At 58.2% G+C, this 22801-nt stretch carries 13 protein-coding genes and 1 other RNA gene; 1 reads left to right on the top strand and 13 read right to left on the bottom strand.

Annotation, left to right across the window (positions count from 1 at the left end):
* Positions 1-139 precede the first annotated feature (139 nt).
* From NTD85_RS27305 to NTD85_RS27250, 12 genes are all read right to left on the bottom strand, one after another.
* Complete coding sequence (locus NTD85_RS27305; RefSeq protein ID WP_262143729.1) at positions 140-5821, bottom strand: S8 family serine peptidase; 5682 nt, start codon at positions 5819-5821, stop codon at positions 140-142.
* 836 nt (positions 5822-6657) lie between these two features.
* On the bottom strand, positions 6658-7113 hold the full coding sequence (locus tag NTD85_RS27300) for a hypothetical protein (RefSeq protein WP_262143714.1): 456 nt from the start codon (positions 7111-7113) through the stop codon (positions 6658-6660).
* A gap of 110 nt (positions 7114-7223) precedes the next feature.
* Positions 7224-8639 carry an HlyD family type I secretion periplasmic adaptor subunit gene (locus NTD85_RS27295; protein ID WP_262143713.1) on the bottom strand — a complete coding sequence of 472 codons (1416 nt, stop codon included), beginning with the start codon at positions 8637-8639 and terminating at the stop codon, positions 7224-7226.
* A 95-nt stretch (positions 8640-8734) separates the two neighbouring features.
* Positions 8735-10873 carry a type I secretion system permease/ATPase gene (locus tag NTD85_RS27290; protein ID WP_262143712.1) on the bottom strand — a complete coding sequence of 713 codons (2139 nt, stop codon included), beginning with the start codon at positions 10871-10873 and terminating at the stop codon, positions 8735-8737.
* A gap of 134 nt (positions 10874-11007) precedes the next feature.
* Positions 11008-12420 carry a TolC family outer membrane protein gene (locus tag NTD85_RS27285; RefSeq protein ID WP_262143711.1) on the bottom strand — a complete coding sequence of 471 codons (1413 nt, stop codon included), beginning with the start codon at positions 12418-12420 and terminating at the stop codon, positions 11008-11010.
* Between the two features lie 189 nt (positions 12421-12609).
* Positions 12610-12999: a transfer-messenger RNA gene (gene ssrA, locus NTD85_RS27280) on the bottom strand.
* 96 nt (positions 13000-13095) lie between these two features.
* Complete coding sequence (locus NTD85_RS27275) at positions 13096-13374, bottom strand: hypothetical protein (RefSeq protein WP_103484340.1); 279 nt, start codon at positions 13372-13374, stop codon at positions 13096-13098.
* Between the two features lie 129 nt (positions 13375-13503).
* Positions 13504-16314, bottom strand: coding sequence for an FAD-binding and (Fe-S)-binding domain-containing protein (locus NTD85_RS27270; protein WP_262143710.1), 2811 nt, complete (start codon positions 16312-16314; stop codon positions 13504-13506).
* Positions 16311-16982: a lactate utilization protein C gene (locus NTD85_RS27265; RefSeq protein WP_003221497.1), complete on the bottom strand. Its 672-nt coding sequence runs from the start codon at positions 16980-16982 to the stop codon at positions 16311-16313. Before NTD85_RS27265 ends, NTD85_RS27270 begins: the two co-directional genes overlap by 4 nt.
* Positions 16982-18436 (bottom strand): LutB/LldF family L-lactate oxidation iron-sulfur protein, encoded by a 1455-nt coding sequence (locus NTD85_RS27260; RefSeq protein WP_262143709.1) that lies wholly within the window; start codon positions 18434-18436, stop codon positions 16982-16984. Before NTD85_RS27260 ends, NTD85_RS27265 begins: the two co-directional genes overlap by 1 nt.
* On the bottom strand, positions 18433-19257 hold the full coding sequence (locus NTD85_RS27255; RefSeq protein ID WP_262143708.1) for a (Fe-S)-binding protein: 825 nt from the start codon (positions 19255-19257) through the stop codon (positions 18433-18435). Before NTD85_RS27255 ends, NTD85_RS27260 begins: the two co-directional genes overlap by 4 nt.
* A gap of 161 nt (positions 19258-19418) precedes the next feature.
* Positions 19419-21113: a lactate permease LctP family transporter gene (locus NTD85_RS27250; RefSeq protein WP_262143707.1), complete on the bottom strand. Its 1695-nt coding sequence runs from the start codon at positions 21111-21113 to the stop codon at positions 19419-19421.
* 261 nt (positions 21114-21374) lie between these two features.
* Between NTD85_RS27250 and NTD85_RS27245 the strand changes: the two genes are divergently transcribed.
* Positions 21375-22142, top strand: a complete 768-nt coding sequence (locus tag NTD85_RS27245) for an FCD domain-containing protein (protein ID WP_045122286.1) — start codon at positions 21375-21377, stop codon at positions 22140-22142.
* Between the two features lie 144 nt (positions 22143-22286).
* Here NTD85_RS27245 and smpB read toward each other — a convergent pair whose 3' ends face one another.
* Positions 22287-22769 (bottom strand): SsrA-binding protein SmpB, encoded by a 483-nt coding sequence (smpB, locus tag NTD85_RS27240; RefSeq protein WP_003221505.1) that lies wholly within the window; start codon positions 22767-22769, stop codon positions 22287-22289.
* Positions 22770-22801: the final 32 nt, after the last annotated feature.

The following is a 22801-nucleotide window of genomic DNA, read 5'->3' as shown; positions in this document are numbered from 1 at the left end:
TCCTGCGCAAATTTCTTTGTGGTTGCGGCGACAACGATGGTCGCGAGGGTAATGGAGTCGAAACCGTGAGCGGCATTGCACCGCTCCGGCTAGCCCGCGATAACTATCGCGGGCCTTTTTCAGGATCTACGAGCAGTATTCAGCGCCAGTTGGCTGCGATGACAGGTTGTAAGACCTGTTGTTCGGCAGCACCGAAAGTCATGGTCGCAGGTGCGGCCGGCGCAAATGCCGCCATGGCCTGAACCAGATGCTCGACATCACTGTCCATCAAGCGATGACGATCTCCGGCCATGATGTCCCGCGGCCGTTCAGGCGTGTCGGCGTACCAATTATGCAACGTGACTGCCTGACCGGTGCCGATCACCGATATTTGCAAGTCCTTATCCTTGTGCTGGAACCACAAATGATCCGGATTTATGTCCTTGTCGAATACCAGATCGCCCCTTGAACCGCTGAACTCGATGTCATTTACGCCATGTCCGACTTCAACCGTCGGCATATTGCCGCTGACCACCACTTTGTTGTTGCCGCCTCCCAGTTTCACCGTAGTGAATGAGCCGGAATCGGTAATGGTGTTGTTACCGTGACCGACCGTGAGTTTATCGATATCACCTGTCACCACGTTGTTGCCGTTGCCAACAGTGATCTCGCCTCGACGCCCCGTAACGTTGATCTTGTTGTCGCCGTTGCCGGCGACTACCTTGACGTTCGAGGCTTCGATATTGATGGTCTTGCTTTCGTCACCCACGGTCACATCATCGGCAAAGAAACCTTTGATTGTCAGCACATTGGGATCCGTAGGCACCACCGCCGCATCGGTCATCGCCGGTGTGCGACCCAGGATGCGATCACGAATGGAGTCGAACGAGGTGTCCGCAGTTCGATTGGGCACGGAAACATCCTCGAACTTCAGTCGTGGGTCTTGAGCTGTCACTACATCCGGCACCGTGATCGGTCGACGCGTCGGTATATCAACGGGCGTCAGACGCCCGGCGTCGCGTCCGACGGGACCGATCTCCGGCAGTTTCGTTGGTTCCAGCGAGCCGATACCGCGCTCGGCGAGAATCTGCTCGACGGTCTTGTGTTCAGGAACGGTTGTAGTGCCGCGGTTGGCATCCCGCTCGGCGAGAATCTGCTCCACAGTTTTATGCTCGGGCACCTTAGGATTCAGATCGATGCCGCGCTCGGCCAGGATTTGATCGATGGTTTTGGTTTCCGGCAGTTTGAAGTCCGGAATCGTGACCGAAGGTTTGAGTACCGGGTCCGGAACGACGATGGTCGGGTGCAGATCAATCGGCGGCAGCGGTTGCACCACGACGGGTTTGTCGAGGCCTGAGTGGTCGATAATCGGTGTTAACGGATTCGGCACCGTGACGGCTGGCTGCCCGGTAACCGGTGGAACTGGCCCGACCGGTGTAACCACCGTCGGCGTTTGATCCGCGAAGAGAAAATCCTGTGCACTGACTTGGGCCACATCCAGCGCGTCCAGATACAGCAACTTGGTACTGGTGCCTTTGTGCGTCACGTATACACCATGAATCTGCGCCAGACCATTGAATGTGGCCCGGTTCTGGTGTTCGACAGTCAACTGACTGAAGTCGGTGATGCCGGTTTGGCGCAGGTCGATTTTGTCGATGCCATGTCGAAATCCGCGCAGAGTGTTGTTGTAGTCCTTAGTGCCTGGCTGGGCAGTCACTACGAAGACGTCCGACGTAGCGCTGTCATGGCTGTAGATCGTACCGCTGAGTGACGCGACCATCTTGCCCTGAGCATCGCTGCTGTACATCACCCCTTTGGCGCCACCGTTCAAGACTACCGTACCCAGACCCTCCTGCGGCTTTAGCGTTGCAGCATCGCTGTTGACGTAAGTCGAGGGCGCGACAAAGCTGTCTTGGAACTTGAAGTTGGTGGCGGTGATTGCTGAAAGTTGCTGATTCTTCAGGGTGAGGTTCTGGCCCTTGCCCAGATCGACACTGACATCCATGCCTTGTTGCGTCAGCTTCAGATCGGCGAATTTCTTGCCGGCGAAACCCACCAGATCGACGACTTCACCTCGAGCAGCTTCGAAGTTGTTGATCGTATCGCTGCCCGCGTCGCGGCGATGAATCACAAAAAAGTCCTTGCCCGTACCACCTGTCAGCGTGTTTTTGCCACGTCCGCCATCCAGCAGGGCGTCGGCGTTACCGGCAACCAGGGTGTCATTGCCATCCCCGGTCACGATGTTGTGAATGCTCGACGGGTTCTTGATTGTCAACGCCGCACCGCCAATGCTGGCGACACCGGTTGACAGGTTGACCGAGGTATCTCCTGATACTGCTGCGGCGTTGATCGTGTTGCGACCGCCCGCGATCCCGTTGACCGAGTCATCCAGCACCGCACGGTTGGCATGGCCAAGCACCGATTTGAGGTATTCATCGGTGTAGTAGTAGGTGTCATCGGCTGTCGCCTTGCTGCCGTACAGACGCAGCGACCAGCTATTGAGCGTGACCGGAAGACCGGATGTCGAGTCGGTCACCTGCAGTACCCAGTTGCCCGCTGAGTGCTCGCCGAAATCATGCGTGGACATGAAGGTGTACTTGAACGAACCCGATTGGGTGCTGCCGACGTCGGTTGCGCTGGCGCCAGGCGTGCCTTCCGGGACCTTGCCCTGACGATTGAGCAGAATACTTTGTGTGCCATCCGGTGAAATCAGCTTCAGCGTCAGATCGCCGAGACGACCGACCTGAGCATCGAAGTCGATTTCGACGTGCTCGACGTTCAATCCTGCATTCATTGCGATGGACGATGTCATTGTCGCGCCCGCTGCGACGGATTTGCCCAGGACGCCGCTGGACGCGCTGTACACATATTCGTTGGCACCGGTGCTCTGGGTCATCCAGGCCTCGGCCAGACGCACGGCGGCTCGTGCGTCGACTTCACCGAAACCGTAGTCATTGCTGGTGTGCATACCGCCACCGTTCCAGCCATGGGCCGTGTTATCGCTCCATTGCGTGGAAGGGTCGTTGATCTTGTGCGCCGACAGCGCGAGGATCTGCTGTACATCGCGATAACCCAGGTTCGGGTTGGCTTCAAGCATCAAGGCAACTACACCGGAGACAATCGGTGCCGCAAAACTTGTGCCCTGCATGCTTGAGTAGTCGTTGCCGAACGTAGAGCCGCGCTCGGTTTCCAGCATGTGGCTGGTGGAGACGACGTTGCTGCCCGGTGCCGATACCAGCAAGCTGGCGCCTGGATTGGAGAACGGTGATGAGCCGATCTGCAAGGTCGACAAATCGCCTTGGGCGTTGATCGCGCCGACCTCTACCGAAAAGCGATTGTTGTTGGTCAGCGAGCCTTGGGCGTTGCCACCCGTGGCACGACTGTTGCCACCCGCCGCGACGATGATCGTGCCGAGGCCACCCCGACCGTTATTCGCCGCGTACTGTGCATTCATGCTCAAGGCAGCGGCGGTGGTGAACTTTCCGTCCTGATAGCTGCTGAGCGCGAAGTCATTCGTGAAGCCCCAGCTATTGTTGGCAATGTCGAAACTGACCATGTGCCCAAGTCCGGTCAGGTCATCGCCCTTGCCGGCCAGGTAGTAGCCGCCCAGTTTTGCGTCATAAGCAACGCCCACACCTCCGATGCCGTTCTTCGCACCGACCATCACGCCGGCAACCATCGTAGCGTGGTTGGATACCAGTCTCGGCAGGGTACCGTTGGTGTTTTGCGTTTGCAGCCAGGCCTGGTCAATGTTCGGTGCCAGATCCGGGTGCTTGACATCGAAGATTTCCGGTGCAATGGCAAACTCGCCGCCCGGTTCGAATTGCCCGATACGCACGCCCTTGCCGGTGTAATCATTCCAGACTGGCAGCACGTTGGTATCGCTCAGGTACCACTCCTGCGCAGCTAGAGGATCCAGCGGCACTTCCGGAGTCAGCAGCGTCACTCCGGCGCGCATCGGGGCGGTCTGACCGCTGCCCAGATCGACAACGGACGCTGACAGGTTGCCGGCTACATCCGCTACACCGTACTTGAAACTGATCAGACCGGTGTAATGAGCATCAGGTGTAAACAGTACATCGCCTTGGGCGGTCAGGCTGACAGTGCCGCCCACCGCATCACCGACGTTGGCAATGTGCAATACACCTTGGCTGTTGAGGCGTTGATCATTGGCCAGCAGGGCATCAGCACTGATCAAATGCGCCTGGGTGCGATCGAATACCTTGCCGGCCTTGTCCAGCGTGAGCACGTCCGCCACTGGCATTGCGTTGGGGATCATCAGATCAACCGCGGAAATGTCCGAGAAGTTGAGCTTCTGGATATGGCTCAGCGTTACCGTTCCGTCGCGACCTGCGACCTTGTCCGCCACTTCATAACCGGTCGCGGTTCGGGTGATCCGATAGTCACCATGGTTACCATGCAATGTGACCAGATTGATTCCGCCGTCACCGTCGATGGTCGCGTTGCCATGGCCCACTTCGATGATGTCGTTGCCTGCACCGCCGTAGATCTTGTCGGCGCCGCCACCCGCATGAATGATACTGCCAGCTTGGGATGCATAAATGGTATCGCCCTGCGGTCCGGCGTAGATCACCGCTTTGCCGCTACCACCGATGATCGTGTTGTGGCCGGTACCACCGACCAGCACGTCGTCGCCCGCACCACCCATGAGCGTCGAATTGCCGGAACCGCCCTTGATGAAGGCGCTGCCGCTTCCGCCGCTGATGATGACGTCGTTGCCGCCGCCGCCTTCGGCGATAGTCAGCCCGGCACTGGCCATATTCAGGAACACGTCTTCAGTGCCGACGATAATGGCCGTATCCCGGCCGCCGTTGCCACGAATATTTCTGGCATCGTCAGAAGCGCTGATTACAAAAACATCATCGCCCTGACCGCCAATGTAGGCGTTACTGCCAGCACCTCCGACCAGCCAGCTACCATTCGGTGCGGCAATCAATGTGTCATCGCCGCTACCGCCGTACAGATTATTCACACTCAGCTTTGCCGCATCCAGGGTTTCACCCGTCGTGCTATGGCTGGCATAGGCAGTAGTAGTGCGGCTATTGATGCCGCTGGTGGTCGAAGTCACGAGTGTGCCGGTGCCTTGAGTGGTCACGGTATTGCTGACCGGGTCGCCAAGGAAGTCGACCGCCAGTGCTTCCTGGCTTTTGCCATTGATGGTGAACGAGCCGGTGGCCAGCACGCGATTACCATCACGCACCTCGGCCTGAATGGACGCCGCTGCGCGCACATTGATTTGAGTGATCCCCAGTTCCGCCAGGGTCTTGAGTTCACCGGCATCCACTTTTGCGTCATGGGTGCCGTCAACCCAGACCCGCAACTTGCTCCAGATAGGATCCTTCTGATCGATCACGCCGTCCTTGTTTGCATCCTCACTCGCCAGTGCCGCAAAGCCGTCCTTGAATCTGGTCTCCCCTGCAGCGCCATTGACGCCGACCTTGCCGCCGTAATACTCGGAAAACATTTGGCTGACGTCTGTGATCTGGCCACTGCCATCGTCAATTACCAGCATGCCAGTGGTGCGATCCGCCCAACCGCTGCGCTTCACCGTACCGCTGTGATCGGTATCGAACAGCACACCTTCACGAATATCTGTCATGTGTACGCCGTTACCGGTCAGGTCCAGCAACAGCGGATCGACGTAGGTGTTGTATGTCGACATCGCCGATAGACCGTTCAAGGTCACGGCACTGTGCAGGCTGAAGTCTGGCTTACTTGCGTCGGGGGCCGGGTAGAACTGCGACAGGTAGGTGTTGGGGCGAGCATTGGGGTCGAGTTGCATTTCACCCGGACGAACGCCGCCCGAGGCCAGACTGGACATTTGTGTGGAGGTAAAATCGGTTTTATTGAGGATCCCCTCAAGGGTGAAGATCTTGTTGGTCGCCGCGTTGCTGATATAGCCGTTGGCTGCGTCACGCGTCCGCTGGTTCTCCTGCTGTACCTGATGACTTGCCTGAGGATCAGGGTTGATTTCGATATTAAGCAGGCTCGGAGGCGGGGCCCATGCAGGTCCGCCCTGATCAATGAGAGTTTGGCCCTCACGATCAGGGTGAATGATCGACATCCCGGATTTTATCGAAATGACATTTGGCTCGTTGTTCCACCATTCGCCTTCCGTCTTGATTTTTTCACCGCCAGCCCGGAAAGACTTGTACAGGTTATAAAGACCGCCACCACCAATGACTTCAATTTCTTTAAGTCCCAGTACGGTTGAAATCAACCCGAAGTTGAAGGATGCAGCATTGGTGAAACTGGGAACAAAGTCGGCACCTGTTGTATGTGAAGCACCGTTATAAGAGCGTTGCAGATCACCTATGCCACTTTGTCTGAATGTTTCATAAACGTTTTCGTAGAGAACACGCCGAGTGCTGAACGTCGAGGCGTCGTATTCCTCTCTGACTTTTTTGAAGTGCTCTATCGAAGCTTGCATATCATAATCCGCCGGCACCATAAATGGTTGGTCGGTCTGTGGATCGATAACATAATTGCCTGCGCCGTCGTTTAACCATTTTGCTGCAACGAGTTTTCCATCTTTGGTCTGGACAGAAAAGTCGTCCTTGCCAAATTGGCCCTGCATCAACGTCAGTTTAGCCACTTGCATTCCTTACTATGAAAAACCTCTTGTAAATTCAAGAGGAGACTTTGGAAATTCCTTTCCTAGCGATAGGCAGAAAATTTGACCTGTACTTGCCCGGATGCGTCAGAGGCACGCAGCGATACATCACGGCTCAAGACACGAGTTGCGCCAATGGCGATATCGATTCGAAGATCGCTGTCCGATCGCCACTTAACCTTCGGCGAAGCATCGTTATTGAAGAAAACGTCACACTCTCCTGAGTAGACCTCATACTCAGTGTGTGTCATGACTTCGTCGATGGTTTGCAGGCTGTTGAAGACAAAAACAGTATCCGAGCAGAAGGGTGCAATGGCGCCACCCCCGGTTCGCGTGACATGGGCAGCCGTATACTTTCCATTAGGCGAAAGATACATCGTCTTTGTAACTTCATCTTCGCTGTCTGGGCTTAGTGATAACAGCGCGACAGCTGCATACTTAATAAGTGTCAGTGCACCAAAAGTTGCCAATATGAATTTGAACCAGCGAATAGCTTTCAAGTGAATCACTCTGATGGAAGTAAGACTTTCGATAGGATTAGCGTTGACAGTGGTGTCTTTTCGGAGAGGCGTCGTTTCCCTGCAACACGTTTGCTCCCGGTCGGCAGCAGTCAACGTTCACGCAAACTCTCGTCCATGTGCTGTTGCAAGGGGCTGAGGAAGTACTCGATCACACGTCGTTGATCGGTCTTCACCTCCGCCGTCACAGACATCCCCGGTGACAGTGCTATGTGTTGGCCGTTGATCATCAGGTGATCGGTTTTCAGGCGGATACGGCTGCTATAAATCAACCCGCGCTTTTCGTCTTCGATGGCGTCGTTGGAGACGCTGACGACTTCACCTGCAACAGTGCCATATTTGGTGAAAGTGAACGTTTCGACTTTGACCGTGACCGGTTGGCCGGCATGGATAAAGCCGACGTCCTTGTTCTCCAGCATTGCCTCCACTTCCACCGGCTGGTCGGCCGGGACGATGACCATCAGTGGCTGGGCGGGGGTGACCACGCCACCGACGGTGTGGATCATCAGTTGCTGAACGGTGCCATCCACTGGAGCAGTGAGGCTGGTAAGGGTTTCCTGGTACCGGGCCTTGGCCAATTCCTCGACCAGCCCCGCCGCTTTCTGGTTGGCCTGCTGTTGCAGGTCGAGCATGGCCCGGCGGTTCTGTGCGACGACACCTTCGCGTCGGCGTCGTGCTTCACTCTGCGCGGCTGTGGACTGTAGGACGCTGGCCTGCTGCACGCTCAGCTGACGTTGCAGGTCGAGTCGCGCCTGCTCTTTTTCAAGGTACTCGTGGCGGGCAACATACTGCTGTGCCAGTAGATGTTGATAGTCTTCGGCCAATTGAGTAGCGATTGGCACGGTTTGCCGAAGGCTGGCAACTTGGGCCTCGGCTGACTGAATTTCCGCGTTGCGCTGCTGGATTTCCGCGTCTACCAGTTCCAGACTGCTGCGGTACTCCTGATATTGCCCTTGTAACCAGCGCTGCGCGCTGCGTACCTGCTGCGGGTCCGCGTCGGTGATTGCGCCGATCAGTGAAGCCGGAGGCTTTTGCTGATTGATCGCTTCAAGCATCGCCGTACTGCGAGCACCATCGATTCGGACCGCGAGCAATTCGCTGCGAATACGTCTGACATCAGCGTCGGCTGCCGTCGGGTCGAGTTCGATCAATAACTCACCTGCTTTCACCGCCTGACCGTCACTGACATGGATGGCCCTGACCACTGCCGTTTCACTGGGTTGAATCAGCTTGGTCTTGCCACTCGGCACGATCTTGCCGGGCGCTACCGCCACCACTTCGATCTTGCCCAGGCACGCCCACAGCAGTGCCATAACCGCGAAGCCCATGATGATCCAGACGAAAATTCTGGGTGCCGGATGCACTGGGGTGTCCTGCAACTCCAATGCGGCTGGCAGAAACTGCACTTCATGGGGCAGGCGTTGCACGCTGTCCATCTGTTTGCGGTGGCGCCAGGATTCACGCCAGGCATGGCGATACCGCTGCATTAACGAAGGCGTTGCGCTCATGGGAAATCGGTCCTTGAATCCGGGATGCATTCAGTAGCGCCGCGCCTTCAGGCCGGCGCGGCGGCTCTATCAAAAACAGGTTAGTGAGGTCGGCTTCAGCTTTGTTGCATGCGGTGTAACCGCGAGTAATGCCCGGCCTGATGAACCAGTAATTCGATATGGCTGCCCTGCTCGACGATTTGCCCGCGATCAACCACCAGAATTCGGTTGGCATCGCGCACCGCCGACAACCGATGCGCGATGATAATGACGGTGCGTCCAGCACAAATGCTCTGCATGTTCTGCTGAATAATACGTTCGGACTCGTAGTCGAGAGCGCTGGTAGCTTCATCGAAAATCAGAATGCGCGGGTTGCCGATCAGGGCGCGCGCGATGGCCACCCGTTGCCGCTGACCACCGGACAGCGAGGTGCCGTGTTCACCGACCATGGTGTCATAGCCTTCGGGCAGTTCCAGGATGAACTCATGTGCGCCGGCCATCTTCGCTGCATGCATCACAGCCTCGAGTGGTGTACCTGGATCGCTCAGTGCGATGTTCTCGCGGATGCTTCGGTTGAACAGCATGTTGTCCTGCAACACGACTCCGATCTGCCGACGCAATGACGACACGTCCGCCAGCGCCAAGTCCATGCCGTCGACCAGCACGCGACCGCGTTCAGGGACATACAGGCGCTGCAGCAAGCGTGTCAGGGTGCTTTTTCCTGAACCGGAACGTCCCACCACACCGATTACTTCACCCGCCGCAATTTGTAGACTGACGCCGCGCAGAATTTCCGAACCGTCGGCGCGATAGCGAAAATGTACCTGGTCGAACTCGATCGCCCCCTTGAGTGCCGGTAAAGCGCTACGGGTCGCCTGAGACAGTTCGGTACGGGTATTAAGAATATCGCCCAGACGCTGAACTGAAACGCCGGTTTGCTGGAAACTGGTCCACAGTTGCGCTAGCCGCATGATGGGCCCGCTGACACGGCCCGCGAGCATGTTGAAGGCGATCAGTTCGCCCACCGATAAATGCCCGTCGATCACTAGTCGAGCACCCAGCCACAAGGTCGCGACGGTAACCAGCTTTCCGATCAGGGATACGCTTTCATTTGCGATGTTGGACAGTGTCTGGGTGTTGAAGCCCGCGGCGATGTAGGCCGCTATCTGATTGTCCCATTTGCGGATGACCTGAGGTTCGACGGCCATGGACTTTACGGTATCGATACCGTTCACAGTCTCTACCAGAAACGCCTGGTTCTCGGCGCCACGAGTGAAGCTTTCCTGCAGTCGTGCGCGCAGCAGGGGCGTGACGAACAGTGAGACCAGCACATACAAAGGTAGTGACAAAAGCACGATCAATGTCAGCCAGCCGCTGTAGTAGAACATCACAAGAACGAACACCACGGAGAACAGCACGTCCAGTAACAGAGTGATGGCATTTCCAGTCAGAAAACTGCGAATGTTTTCCAGTTCGCGCACCCGGGCTACCGAGTCGCCTACTCGTCGTGCCTGGAAATAGGCCAGCGGCAGGTTGATCAGATGCCGGAACAGACGTGACCCCAGCTCCACATCGATGCGGCTGGCGGTGTGGGCGAATACATAGCTGCGTAACCCACTCAGAGCTGACTCGAACAGCATGATCCCCAAAAGCCCGGCAGCGATCACGTCGAGGGTGGTAAGACCGTGGTGCACCAGCACTTTGTCCATCACCACCTGGAAAAATAATGGAGTGACCAGTGCAAACAGTTGCAAGGCGAAGGAGACCAACAGCACTTCGCCGAGTAGCTTGCGATATTTGACGATGGCCGGAATAAACCAAGTGAAGTCGAAGCGCGAGGTTTCACCGGACTGTCCCGACTCGGCGCGCACCAGCAACAATTGCCCGCTCCAGAGTGCGGCCAAGGCTTCGAAGCTGATGACTTGCGGACGCTCGGCGCGGGGGGCCTGAATCAGTGCCTTGCCCTGATCGAGTTTGGCGATGATGAAGAATGATCCATCGCGGTCGACCGCAATCGCCGGCAGTGGTGTGCGATCGAGACGGGCGACGGTAGTGGTGACAGATTTGGCCTTAAGGCCAAGTTTTCGCGCAGCGAGCAATAACTCACGTTGAGTGAACAGTTCGTTCGTTGGTGCGAATTCGTGAGCCAGTTGCTCGGCGGATGCGGACACCGAATGAAACCTGGCGAGCATCACCAGACACACAAGACCGGTGTCCAGCGCAGGCGACTCGTCGCCTCTTCCTTGATTACTCATAAGCTTCCATGCATCCCGCATTACGACAGTAAATTGCTAACCCTTTCAAAAGGTTAAATCAATTCTGACACAATTAGTATCAATATGATGGCGTGCATAGGAGATTTTCTTTCACTACCGCTTTGAAGTGGCCCTCACATCATGTTGCGCTCTTGCGGCGGCAGGAAGTCACGATCAGCGTCGTAGTCTTTATTCAAGTACAGGGCCAGATCGTGCAGGTCTGTGGGGCTCAGCATCCCGGCCGCCTGTTTGAGTTTCAACGTATCGATAATGTAGTCGTAGCGTGCATTGTTGTACTCACGTACGGCAGCGTATAGCTGACGCTCGGCGTTTAGCACATCCGCAGTATTCCGCGAGCCCAAGTCCCGTCCTGCCTGATTGGCCTTCACCGATGCCTGACCCGAGCGAATGGTTTGCCGACGTGCAATTACCTGTTCGATATCGGAATTGACCGCCCGATAAAAATTGCGGGTGTCCTGCACCACCTCACGGCGGCGGTCTTCGCGCTCGTCTTCACTTTGTGCCAGCCGCTCGGTAGCTTCGCGTACCTGTGAGCGGGTCATGCCTCCGCTATACAGAGGAATGTTCAACTCGATGCCAATGCTGCCTTGTGCCACATTGCCGCGATAGCCATCGCGGCCGAAATCGGTCGGGTTGCTGTAGCCGAAACCATCGTTGTCACCCTTGCGCCAGGACGCTACCGCATCGACAGTTGGCGCAAATCCGGCCTTGCGCTGGCGGTTGGTCTGCTCGGCGGCGATCACCGCATATTGACTGGCCTGTAACGCCAGGTTCTGCTTAACCGCGTGGCTGACCCAAGCGTTGGCATCGCAAGGGGCCGGAAGCGCCACGGGTAGCTGATGTTCAATTCCTTCGATAGCCGAGTAATCCTGATTTGTCAGGCGAGACAGTCCTTCATAGGCATCGTCGACCTTGCGCTGAGCAAGTCTTCGATTGGCGCTTGCGTTGTCGTAGGCTGCTTGTGCATCCAGTACATCAGTGATACTCGACGCACCGTTGTCCAGCCGTGCCTGAGCTTGTTGCTGTTGGCGTTTGAGTGCCGCTTCCTCTGCTTTGGATGCAGCCAGCAAGTCTAGAGCGCGCAAAGTCTCGAAGTAGTTCTTCGCGGTGTTTAAAATCAGTTGTTGCTCTTTGGCCTCCAGCTCCAGCTCGGCTTGAGAGGTGCTGGCGTGCGCGGCTTCGAGTTGGAACCAACGATCGGCGCGAAACAGCGGTTGATTGAGATTTGCTTGAAACACCGAATTACTACGGGTGCGGGTCAGGCCCGGTTCATCCCGTTGCAGTCGTACTGACTCCACTGTGCTGCCGGCATTCAGCGTGGGCAGTAAACCGGCCCTAGCTTGTGGAATACTTTCACGCTTGGCGAGATAGTCATGGCGCGCGGCAGACAGTTGTGCGTCGTGCTGGACTGCTTGTCTGTAGACGTCCAGCAAACTGGCGCGATTATTATCGGCAACGGCGTTGGGCGTGATGATCACAAGCGCAAGGGTGAACAGAGGAGCGATCAAGCGGGGGAGGTCAGTCATAACTATCCATGTCGAATTGCAAAAGCGTTTCAGCCGAGCTGAAAAGGCGCGAATCCTACGCGTGCTGTTGCGCCTCAACAAGCGGATTTGTAGCCACTTGCCATCATTTGCGTTAGATCAATCGATAGCATTCGTGATGAATTTCAGGCACAAAAAAAGACGTCCATGGACGTCTTTTTTCGTTGAGTTTGGTGGAGCCGGGGGGATTTGAACCCCCGTCCGCCAGTGCTCCGCTGTCGGTACTACATGCGTAGCCGTGTCTATTAAGTTAACCCTCAGCGACCCGACGGGCAGGGTGCTTTGGGCGAGTTGTGTAAGTTTTAGCCGCTTCGTCCACAACGTACTGCACGGCGATTCTGTTCTATATGACAATCACTTCGGGTTTACAGACATCCCCTGATGATTGCTGGGCCCGAAGGCACCAGGAGTGCATGTCAGCTGCAATTAAGCAGCGAGAGCAGCACCGTATTGGTCGTCATTGGCAACTATAAGAAGTTGCAACAGTGGATTTACGACTTCTGTTACCAAGTCGGCATGCACCTAAAGTTTCGTCACCGGCGTCGAATCCTAATCGGCCCCGAACTCATTGCCTCGTACATCAGCTGAGGCAACAAGCCTGCGCAGTGTACGCCAAACGGCCCCCGAGGCCAACCCGAAGGTTGGCCGGGGCGTGAATCAGTTGTTGGTACCGGTGGATTTACGCAGTTCCACGATGGTTTGCGAGGTTTCCGCAATGCAGTCGTCGATTTTACCTTGGGCCTTGAGCGCTTTGGCTTTGGCAACACTGGTTTCAGCGCGCTGAGTCAGTTCTGGATTCGTAGACAGCTGCCCTTTGGCATTGTCGATGGTCTGGATATTGGCATCGCACAGGTCGGCAGGCTTGTCGGCGGCGAACGAGGTGGAGGCCAGCATCGAGGCAGTAACGAACAGACCTAACAGTACAGAACGTTTCATGTGTATCTCCTTGAACTGAGGGATCCAGACTTCGCTGGCCGTCAGGACGGGCAACCGGATGGAGGAAAAGCCCCGTTTAATGGGGCTTGTTCTGTGGACTACGATCGCGCACAAGGGTTCTATTTTTCTTCAGCAGGCCTTGGCGCGGGTCACCCGATCCACCAGATAGACCAGTCCGTGATAGTCGATGCCACCGTGTTGCGTCAGGCCGATCTCACAGGTGCGGCTGGTGGAAATCCCCTCGCTGCAGTGCTGCACCGCGTCCTTGAGGGTGCGCAGCGAATGGCTGTTCAGCTCCGGTGTGGTGAAGCCCTTGTCGCCGGCAAACCCGCAACAATGAATGCCTTCCGGGATCACTACGGTCTTGCTGCATTTGCGCGCGAGATCGATCAACGCCTGGCTTTCGCCCAGATGCTGTGTGCTGCAGGTCACGTGGACGGCAATCGGTGCTTCTTGCGGGGTGAACTTCAGACGATCGAGAAGATGCGTACGGATGAAGCGCACCGGGTCGTACAGATCCAGGCGCACATCTCCCACGTCCTGCACCAGGCGCAAGGTGCACGGGCTGGTGTCGCAATAGATCGGATCGAGCCCGCCACGGCTGGCATGGAGGAGGGCGCTGATCAGTTCCTGGCGTTTGTGTTCGGCCTGTTCGGCGTAGCCTTTGGAGGCAAACGGCTGACCGCAGCAGAGGTTGTCCTGATTGTCCGGGAAGACTACTTGGTAACCGGCCTTTTCCAGCAGGCCACGGGTCTTGTCGTACAGCGACATCTGCTCCTTATCGCCGGCTGCCGGGCCCATCACCCGTGAAACGCAGGCGGCCAGATAGACCACGCGCGGCCGTTCGTCCGACACGCTCGGGCTGAAGCGAATGGCTTTTTCCGGTTGCGGCATTGCGTTGGTCCACAACGGCACCTGGCCTTTGGACAAGCGCGTCAGCGTCGCCGAAAGCTTGGCCAGACGCGGTGCGCCGAGCAGCATCCGTGCGCCGTTTGCCACGTGCAGGGTGAAGCGTGCGCCTTGCAGGGTCTTGGCGAAATTTCCTTCGATCCAGTCGGCGGTTTTCTGATGCGTGGCATTACGGGCGCGGAGCTTTTTCACCAGTTCGCCGGTATTGATGCCTACGGGGCAACGCTGCGCGCACAATCCGGTCGCGGCGCAGGTTTCGATGCCTTGGTATTCGTAGGCTTGTTCCAGCTCGGTGGTGTCAACGCCGGCGCGTTTTTTCGCCTGAATGTCACGCCAGATCACGATGCGCTGACGCGGGCTGAGGGTCAGGCCCTTCGACGGACAGACCGGTTCGCAGAAGCCGCACTCGATGCATTTATCGACAATCTCGTCAGCCGCCGGTAGCGGCTTGAGGTGCTTGAGGTGGATCTGCGGATCTTCGCTGAGCACCACGTCCGGGTTGAGGATGCCGCTCGGGTCGAGCAGACGTTTAAGCTGCCACATCAACTGATACGCATCGCTGCCCCACTCCAGCTCAACGAACGGCGCCATGTTGCGCCCGGTGCCGTGTTCGGCCTTCAGCGAACCGCCGAACTCCACCGCCACCAGTTGCGCCACGTCGTCCATGAACGCCTGATAGCGTGCGACTTCTTCCGGACTGTTGAAGCCTTGGGTGAAGACGAAGTGCAGATTGCCTTCCAGTGCGTGTCCGAAAAGGATCGCTTCGTCGTAGGCGTGTTTGTCGAACAGCGCAATCAGGCGATTGACGCCGATAGCCAGTTGCTCGACCGGGAAGGTCACGTCTTCGATGATCACCGTGGTGCCGGTTTTGCGCACCGCGCCGACGGCGGGGAAGGTGTCCTTGCGGATGGCCCAGAGTTTGGCGTTCTCGGCCGGGTCTTCGGTGAAGTCGACCTGTTTTTCCACCGGGAAACTGGTCAGCGAAGCCATGATCTGCGCCAGCTGTTCCTGCAGCAAAGTGGAAGAGGCGGCGCGGGATTCGATCAGCAGCGCGCAGGCATTGTTCGACAGGTGTTGTACGAAATCCGGCATGCCCGGTTTGTCCTGCACCGAACGCAGACTGCGTCGATCGAGGAGTTCCACCGCCGACACCGGTTGGCTTTTCAGTACGGTGACCGCGTTGCAGCAGGTTTCCACATCCGGGAACACAATCAGCGCCGAGGCCTTGTTCGGGTGGTCGATCACCGTGTCGTAGGTCACCGCACTGATGAAGCCGAGCGTGCCTTCGGAGCCGACCAGCAGGTGGCTCAAGATATCCACAGGCTCGTCGAAATCCACCAGGGCATTGAGTGACAGGCCGGTGGTATTTTTCAGACGGTATTTGTGGCGAATTCTCGCCGCCAGTTCGGCATTGGCGCGGGTCTCACGGCCCAATGTCGCCAGGCGCTCCAGCAGATCGCCGTGGCTGGCGCGAAACGCGGCGACACTGGCGGCGTCTTCGGTATCGAGGCGCGTGCCGTCGGCAAGAACCAGACGAATCCCGGCCAAGGTGTGATAGGTGTTTTGCGCGGTGCCGCAGCACATGCCGCTGGCGTTGTTGGCGACGATGCCGCCGATTTTGCAGGCGTTGATCGATGCCGGATCCGGGCCGATCTTGCGCCCGAACGGTGCCAGCCACGCGTTGGCCTGCGCGCCGATCACCCCGGGTTGCAGGCGAATCTGCATGCCTTGGCCGCGAATCTCGCGAGCGTTCCAGTTATCCCCCAGCACAATCAGCACCGAATCGCTGATCGCCTGCCCGGACAAACTGGTGCCAGCGGCGCGAAAGGTCACTGGGACTCGATCGCGCTGGGCCAGTTTCAGCAGCGCCACCACTTCGTCTTCGGACTCGACGCGGATCACCAGTTTGGGAATCAGCCGATAAAAACTGGCGTCGGTGCCGAAGGCCAAGGTCGACAGCGGATCGTCGAAGCGGCGCTCCGCTGGGATCAGTTGCTGCGCATCGCGCAGAAAATTCACCGGAAGCGTCATTGGTCCTCCAGGATCAGCACCACAAGGTCTTTCGGGCCGTGGGCGCCGTAGGCCAGCACTTGTTCGATGTCGGCAGTTTTAGACGGGCCGGACACCAGCAGCGCGTTGGTCGGCATGCCTTGGGCCCACTCGAATTCCTGTTGCACCTGATAGAAGTTGTCGCGGATTTCGCTGGCCTTGAGCAGGGCGAAATGCACCGGTGGCACCAGACTCATCAGTCGCGGTTCTTCACGGGTTGGCCAAAGGATCAGGCTACCGGTCGCGGCGATGGCGCCGAGGGTGCCGGTAAGGCTGGCCGGGGTGTCGTTGAACAGCTCGGCTTTCCATTCTTCCATCGGCCGGTTGTAGGACTTAAGCGTCGGCAGATCAGGATTGTTCGCCCAGTGTTGTGTGATGCGCTGCCCGTGGGGTGTAGTCGGTGCGATCAGCAGGCTCGGTAGCTGACGGTCACGCAGCAATTGCGCGAGCAGCGCCGGCCAGTCTGCGCCGGTAGTCAGATGGATCTCGGTGTGCACCGCTTCCATCAGTTTGCGCAGTTGCGGGATACGTTGCTCGGCGCTGTAGGTGTAAGGCTGCGTCACCAGATCGACGTCGAAGTCGTCGGCAATCGGTGTGGCGCCGGTCAGACTTTTCCGTAGCTTGGCGAGGATATTTTGCTTGGCGCTCATCAGCGGTCTCCCTGTTTGGCCAGATGCTCGCGGGCCATGTCATGCAGTGAGCGGGCGGCGGGTTTGGGTGCGCTGTGGTTTTGCGTCCATGGGCCGATATCGCTCGGGGTCAGGGCGCGCAGGCGCGTGGCGAAGAATCCGAACAACCGATACAGCGTCGGCGAGCTGTTGAGTTTCGCCCAGGCGTTCCAGATAAAGCGTTCCTTGCGCGAATACTTGCTGCCCTGGCCGCGCATCACTTGATGCGGACTGTCCGGGGCTTTGACGTTCTCTTCGCGTAGGCGTCGCAGCAGAGCGGGGATCGGAATTTTTACCGGGCACACTTCGCCGCAGGCGCCGCACAGCGACGAAGCGCTCGGATGATCCGGGACTTTCGCCAGACCGACCATGTGCGGGGTGATGATTTTGCCGATCGGTCCCGGGTAAACCTCGCCATAGGTGTGACCACCGACGCGGGTGTAGACCGGGCAATGGTTCATGCAGGCGCCGCAGCGGATGCAGTTCAGGGTCTGGCGCAGCTCGCTGTCGGCAAAGGCCTGGCTGCGACCGTTGTCGAGCAGGACCAGGTGCACTTCCTGTGGGCCGTCGAGTTCATGTTCCTTGCGCGGGCCGGAGATCATGTTGACGTAAGTGGTGATCGGAATGCCCAGCGCCGAGCGGGTCAGCAGCGATAGCAGCGGCACCACGTCGCGCAGGTTTTCCACAACCTTTTCGATGCCGGTGACGGCGATGTGCACCGGCGGCACGGTGGTGGTCATGCGACCGTTGCCTTCGTTTTCCACCAGTAGCAGGGTGCCGGTCTCGGCCACGGCGAAGTTGACGCCGGAAACGCCGATGTCCGCTTCGAAGAATTTCTGCCGCAGGACCCTGCGACCGATCTGAATGAGTTGGTCAACGTCCTTGGTGTACTCCACGCCAAGTTTGTCGTGGAACAAGGACGCGACCTGACCGGCATTCTTGTGGATCGCCGGCATAATGATGTGTGAAGGCTTCTCGTGGTCGAGCTGGACGATGTATTCCCCCATGTCGGACTCCAGGCATTCAACACCTTGAGCCTCGAGGAAATGGTTCATCTCCATCTCTTCGCTGACCATCGATTTGCCCTTGATCACTTGCCGCGCCTCGTGAGCGCGGATGATCGAAAGGACGATGCCATTGGCTTCGTCCACCGTTTCCGCCCAGTGCACTGTCACACCGTTGCGGGTCAGGTTCTGTTCCAGTTGCTCGAGCAGGTCGGGCAACTTGGAGAGCGCACGCGCCCTGATCGAGTTGCCCAGGGCGCGCAAATGTTCTCTTTCGTGGGCATCGCTGAAAGCCGCTGCCCGCTTGGTCATCAGTGAATCCATCGCAGTGCGGAAGTTGTTCCGTAGCTGCTGATCGCCCAAGGCGTTGTGCGCCCGGGTGCGGAAGTCTTCTTCTACGGCGACCGTAGGAATAATCGTCGAGGTGCTCATTTCGCACCTCCGGTTCGTTGCCAGAGGAAGCTCGCCAGGTGTTGCCCGCGCAGTGCTTCCTGCTGTTTTTCCAGCGAGCCGTTGATGTTCATCAAGCAGCCGCAGTCGGCACTCAACACCTGATGCGCGCCGGATTCCTTCAACGCTCGGGTCTTGTCAGCCACCATCGCGCCGGAAATGTCTGGCATACGGACGCTGAATGTCCCACCGAAGCCACAGCATTCGCTTTCGTGATCGTGGTTGACCCGTTCCACGTTGCTCAACTGCGCCAACAACTCGCGGCCGTGCAGGTGGGTGTTCATCTCGCGGCGTGCCGAACACGAGGTGTGCAGCGCGACTTTGACCGGCTCGCCGCTGTCCTTGAGCTGCACCTTGCAGACGAACAGCAGGAACTCGGCCAGCTCATAGGTGCGGGCCGCGAGGGCCTGCACCTGTTTCAACGTTTCCGGCTCGTCCTTGAACAAGTCGGCGTAATGTTCGCGCAGCATGCCCGCGCAGGAACCCGATGGCACCACCACCGGATAGCCCCCGGCAAACAACGCCAGTTGCGAGCGCGCGACCGTCCGCGCCTGCTCGGTGTAACCCGAGGTGTAGGCCGGTTGCCCGCAGCAGCTCTGCCCCTGCGGGTACTCGACGCGGATGCCTTCGCGCTCCAGCAAGTGGATCGCGTCCATCCCGGCTTCGGGGTAGAACAGATCGACCACGCAGGTTCCGAACAGGTAGACCCGCGACGGTTTCTCGCTGGGGTATTGCCGAGGTTCGGGCAGTGGCGGTGCAACGCGGGTGGCGTTGGGCACAGCGTTGTAAAAAAGCTCGCTCATCAGGCGTGTCTCCGGGTGGGCCCGGTTATCCGTCTGTGGCGGCTGCTGAATATAGACAGCATTGCTTTCAGCAGCCTTACAGACCGGGTGGTGAATTGCTGACGCCGGAATCACCAGCCGGCGTCGGTTATTTCCGTGTTGCTTGTAGGCTTCTTCCAGCTTTAGTGCACCAGCATGCCGGTAAACCAGTAGGCCTGGGCCAGGGTAATCAAGCCGACAATCGTCGCAAAGAATAGGCTGTGCTTGAGGGTGAAGCGGAACAGATCCGATTCCTTGCCCACCAGGCCGGTCGCGGCGCAGGCCACGGCGATCGATTGTGGCGAGATCATTTTGCCGGTCACGCCGCCGCTGGTATTGGCGGCTACCAACAAGGTGTCATTGACGCCGATCTGGTGCGCGGTGGTCGCTTGCAGCGAACTGAACAGGGCGTTCGACGAAGTATCGGAGCCGGTCAGGAACACACCGAGCCAGCCGAGGAACGGTGAGAAGAACGGGAAGGCTGCGCCGGTTGCGGCCAATACCAGAGCCATGGTCGAAGACATCCCCGAGTAGTTGGTGACGAAGGCGAAGGCCAGCACCATGCCGATCGACAGGATTGGCCAGCGCAGTTCGTAGAAGGTCTCTCTCAAAGTGGTCAGACCAGTTTTGAAGTTGATCTTCAGCACCAGCATCGAGACCAGCGCCGAGAAGAAAATTGCTGTACCGGTTGCGGAAATCGGATCGAGTTTGAACACCGCAGGAATCGCAGTGGGGGTGGCGACGATCGGCGCGGTCTTGATCACCAGTTGATCAAGGTGCGGGATGGCGAAGTTGAATACCCAGGCGTACATCGATCCGCCGGCGGCGAACATGGCTTTAAAGGGTTTGAGGGTCCAGATGGTCACCAGCACGGTGAGGATCAGGAACGGCGACCACGCCTTGAAAATTTCCCCAAGACTGTAGGGCGAAGCCACGGTGGTGCGCTTCTGGCCGAAACCGCCGACGCTGGCGGTCACCGCCGTGCTCGAGGTGGCGCCGGCGATCTGTGCACCGGCGGTGCGTTTTGGTTGCCAGACTTTTAGGAACAAGGTCAGGGCGATCAGGCTGGCCAGGGCAGAAGTGATGTCCGGCAGTTCCGGGCCGATGAAGTTCGAGGTGAAGTACTGCGTCACGGCAAAGCTTAGGCCGGCAACCAGCGCAGCGGGCCAGGTTTCGTGCACGCCGCGCAGGCCGTCCATCATGAACACCAGCCAGAACGGCACGAACAGCGACAGCAGTGGCAGTTGGCGGCCGGTCATGGCGCCGATCTTGAACGCGTCGATGCCGGTCACCTGGCCGGCCACAATGATCGGAATTCCCAGCGCGCCGAACGCTACCGGCGCGGTATTGGCAATCAGGCACAGGCCGGCGGCGTAGAGCGGGTTGAACCCGAGACCGACCAGCAGCGCAGCGGTGATCGCTACCGGCGCACCGAAACCGGCGGCGCCTTCCAGGAAGGCGCCGAAGCAGAAACCGATCAGCAATACCTGCAGGCGCTGGTCATCAGTGATCGACAGTACCGAACTGCGAATGACCTCGAACTGACCACTCTTGACCGTCAGTTTGTAGAGAAACACTGCCGCGACAATGATCCAGGCAATCGGCCACAGACCGTAGGCAAAGCCGTATCCAGCAGCGGCGAAGGCCATGTCGACCGGCATGTGGAAGGCGAAAATCGCCACGGCGATCGACAGGGCAAGCGTGATGCTGCCGGCCACATGCCCCTTGAGGCGGAACACCGCCAGAGCCAGAAAGAAGAAAACGATGGGGATGACGGCCGCGAGTGCGGAGACGCCGAGACTGCCGAGCGGGGTATAGAGCTGTTGCCAGGTTTGCATATGGGGTGGCCCCTAATTGTTGTTGGTCAGGCACTGTCAGCGTTCTTGGTTAATTGGTAATACCAATTTACAATCGCTGTTGGCTAGGGTAAAAGCCTTGATGTCGGTGTGTCAATTTGTCGCCCTGAAACTTTTGTCGAATAAGCGGTGCAGAGGGCATCTGATCCGGTCGGACGATTGCGCACTGACAGGTGTCGGCGCGGCGCCGATCGGCCAGAATAGAGAGCCCGGCGTGCGGTCGGGATCGTGGAGAGTTGAGTTATGGGGTTTGATCAGATTCGTCAGCGCCGTTTGTCTGACGATATTGTCGAGCGACTCGAGGGGATGATCCTCGAGGGCACGCTGAAGTCCGGTGAGCGGCTTCCGGCCGAGCGAACGTTGGCCGAGCAGTTCGGCGTATCGCGCCCGTCGCTGCGTGAAGCGATTCAGAAACTGGCGGCCAAGGGCTTGCTGGTCAGTCGCCAGGGTGGCGGTAACTATGTGGTGGATACGCTTGGCTCGACCTTCAGCGATCCTCTGCTATTGCTGCTTGAAAGCAACCCCGAAGCGCAGCGTGACTTGCTGGAATTTCGGCACACTCTGGAGGCATCGTGTGCCTATTACGCCGCATTGCGCGCCACGGATGTGGATCGTGAGCGTCTGACAGCAGCGTTCAACGAGCTGCAGGATTGCTACACGCGACATGACGAAGTGAGCCGGGCGGAAGAAGGGGCGGCGGATGCGAAGTTTCATCTGGCAATTGCCGAAGCCAGCCACAACGCGGTGCTGCTGCACACCATCCGCGGATTGTTCGATCTGCTCAAGCGCAACGTGGTGACCAACATCGGTGGCATGTACAAGCAGCGCACGGAAACCCGCGACATGCTGATCGCTCAGCATCGGGAACTGTATCTGGCGATTATCGAGGGGCGTGCGGAGCAGGCGCGCGAGGTTTCCAGTCGGCACATTCTGTATGTGCAGGAAGTGCTGGAAGAGGTGCGGCAGGAGGTTCAGCGCATGGCCCGGGCGGAGCGGCGCAAGGGGATGTGACGGCAATTCAGTTGTGGCAAGGGCGCTTGCTATCACTTGCTTGCGCAGCAGGCGCCCTCAGCTCTCGCCATTGTCTGTAAAGCGGGGGCCGCTACGCGCCCCAGCGGGAGCAAGCTCCCTCGCCACAGTATCAGGCAGAAGAAATTATTCTTCTTTGCCCTTGTTGCGCACGGCGCGCTGCAGCTCACGACCGGCGTCGCGTTCGCGCTCGGTGTCTCGCTTGTCGTATTCCTTCTTGCCCTTGCCCAGAGCGATCTCGCACTTGACCATGTGCTTGCTCCAGTAGAAGGACAGGCACACGCAGGCGTAGCCTTTCTGTTGCACGGCAGCGGCGAGTTTTTCCAGCTCGCGTTTGTTGAGCAGCAGTTTACGGGTGCGGGTCGGATCGGCGATGACGTGGGTGCTGGCGGTCATCAACGGTGTGATGTGACTGCCGAGCAACCAGGCTTCGCCGTCCTTGAGCAGGACGTAACTGTCGACCAGTTGCAGCTTGCTTGCCCGCAGACTTTTTACTTCCCAGCCGGCCAGGACCAGACCAGCCTCGAACCGATGTTCGATGAAGTAATCGTGTCGCGCCTTTTTGTTCTGCGCGATGGTCCCTGTTGGGTGTTTCTTCTGTTTAGCCATAGGGGCGGCATTATATGGAGATAAACGGTCCT

The organism is Pseudomonas sp. 13B_3.2_Bac1 (assembly GCF_025466205.1).
GTDB lineage: Bacteria > Pseudomonadota > Gammaproteobacteria > Pseudomonadales > Pseudomonadaceae > Aquipseudomonas > Aquipseudomonas fluorescens_H.
Note: the sequence above shows the minus strand (reverse complement) of the source record. Positions and strands in the feature narration are given on the sequence as shown.

Coding starts and splice junctions, on each gene's coding strand:
- NTD85_RS27305 (WP_262143729.1), bottom strand. CDS start 5,821: ATGTCCAGTCTGGCCTCGGGCGGCGTTCGTCCGGGTGAAATGCAACTC.
- NTD85_RS27295 (WP_262143713.1), bottom strand. CDS start 8,639: ATGAGCGCAACGCCTTCGTTAATGCAGCGGTATCGCCATGCCTGGCGT.
- NTD85_RS27290 (WP_262143712.1), bottom strand. CDS start 10,873: ATGAGTAATCAAGGAAGAGGCGACGAGTCGCCTGCGCTGGACACCGGT.
- NTD85_RS27285 (WP_262143711.1), bottom strand. CDS start 12,420: ATGACTGACCTCCCCCGCTTGATCGCTCCTCTGTTCACCCTTGCGCTT.
- NTD85_RS27275 (WP_103484340.1), bottom strand. CDS start 13,374: ATGAAACGTTCTGTACTGTTAGGTCTGTTCGTTACTGCCTCGATGCTG.
- NTD85_RS27270 (WP_262143710.1), bottom strand. CDS start 16,314: ATGACGCTTCCGGTGAATTTTCTGCGCGATGCGCAGCAACTGATCCCA.
- NTD85_RS27265 (WP_003221497.1), bottom strand. CDS start 16,982: ATGAGCGCCAAGCAAAATATCCTCGCCAAGCTACGGAAAAGTCTGACC.
- NTD85_RS27260 (WP_262143709.1), bottom strand. CDS start 18,436: ATGAGCACCTCGACGATTATTCCTACGGTCGCCGTAGAAGAAGACTTC.
- NTD85_RS27255 (WP_262143708.1), bottom strand. CDS start 19,257: ATGAGCGAGCTTTTTTACAACGCTGTGCCCAACGCCACCCGCGTTGCA.
- NTD85_RS27250 (WP_262143707.1), bottom strand. CDS start 21,113: ATGCAAACCTGGCAACAGCTCTATACCCCGCTCGGCAGTCTCGGCGTC.
- NTD85_RS27245 (WP_045122286.1), top strand. CDS start 21,375: ATGGGGTTTGATCAGATTCGTCAGCGCCGTTTGTCTGACGATATTGTC.
- smpB (WP_003221505.1), bottom strand. CDS start 22,769: ATGGCTAAACAGAAGAAACACCCAACAGGGACCATCGCGCAGAACAAA.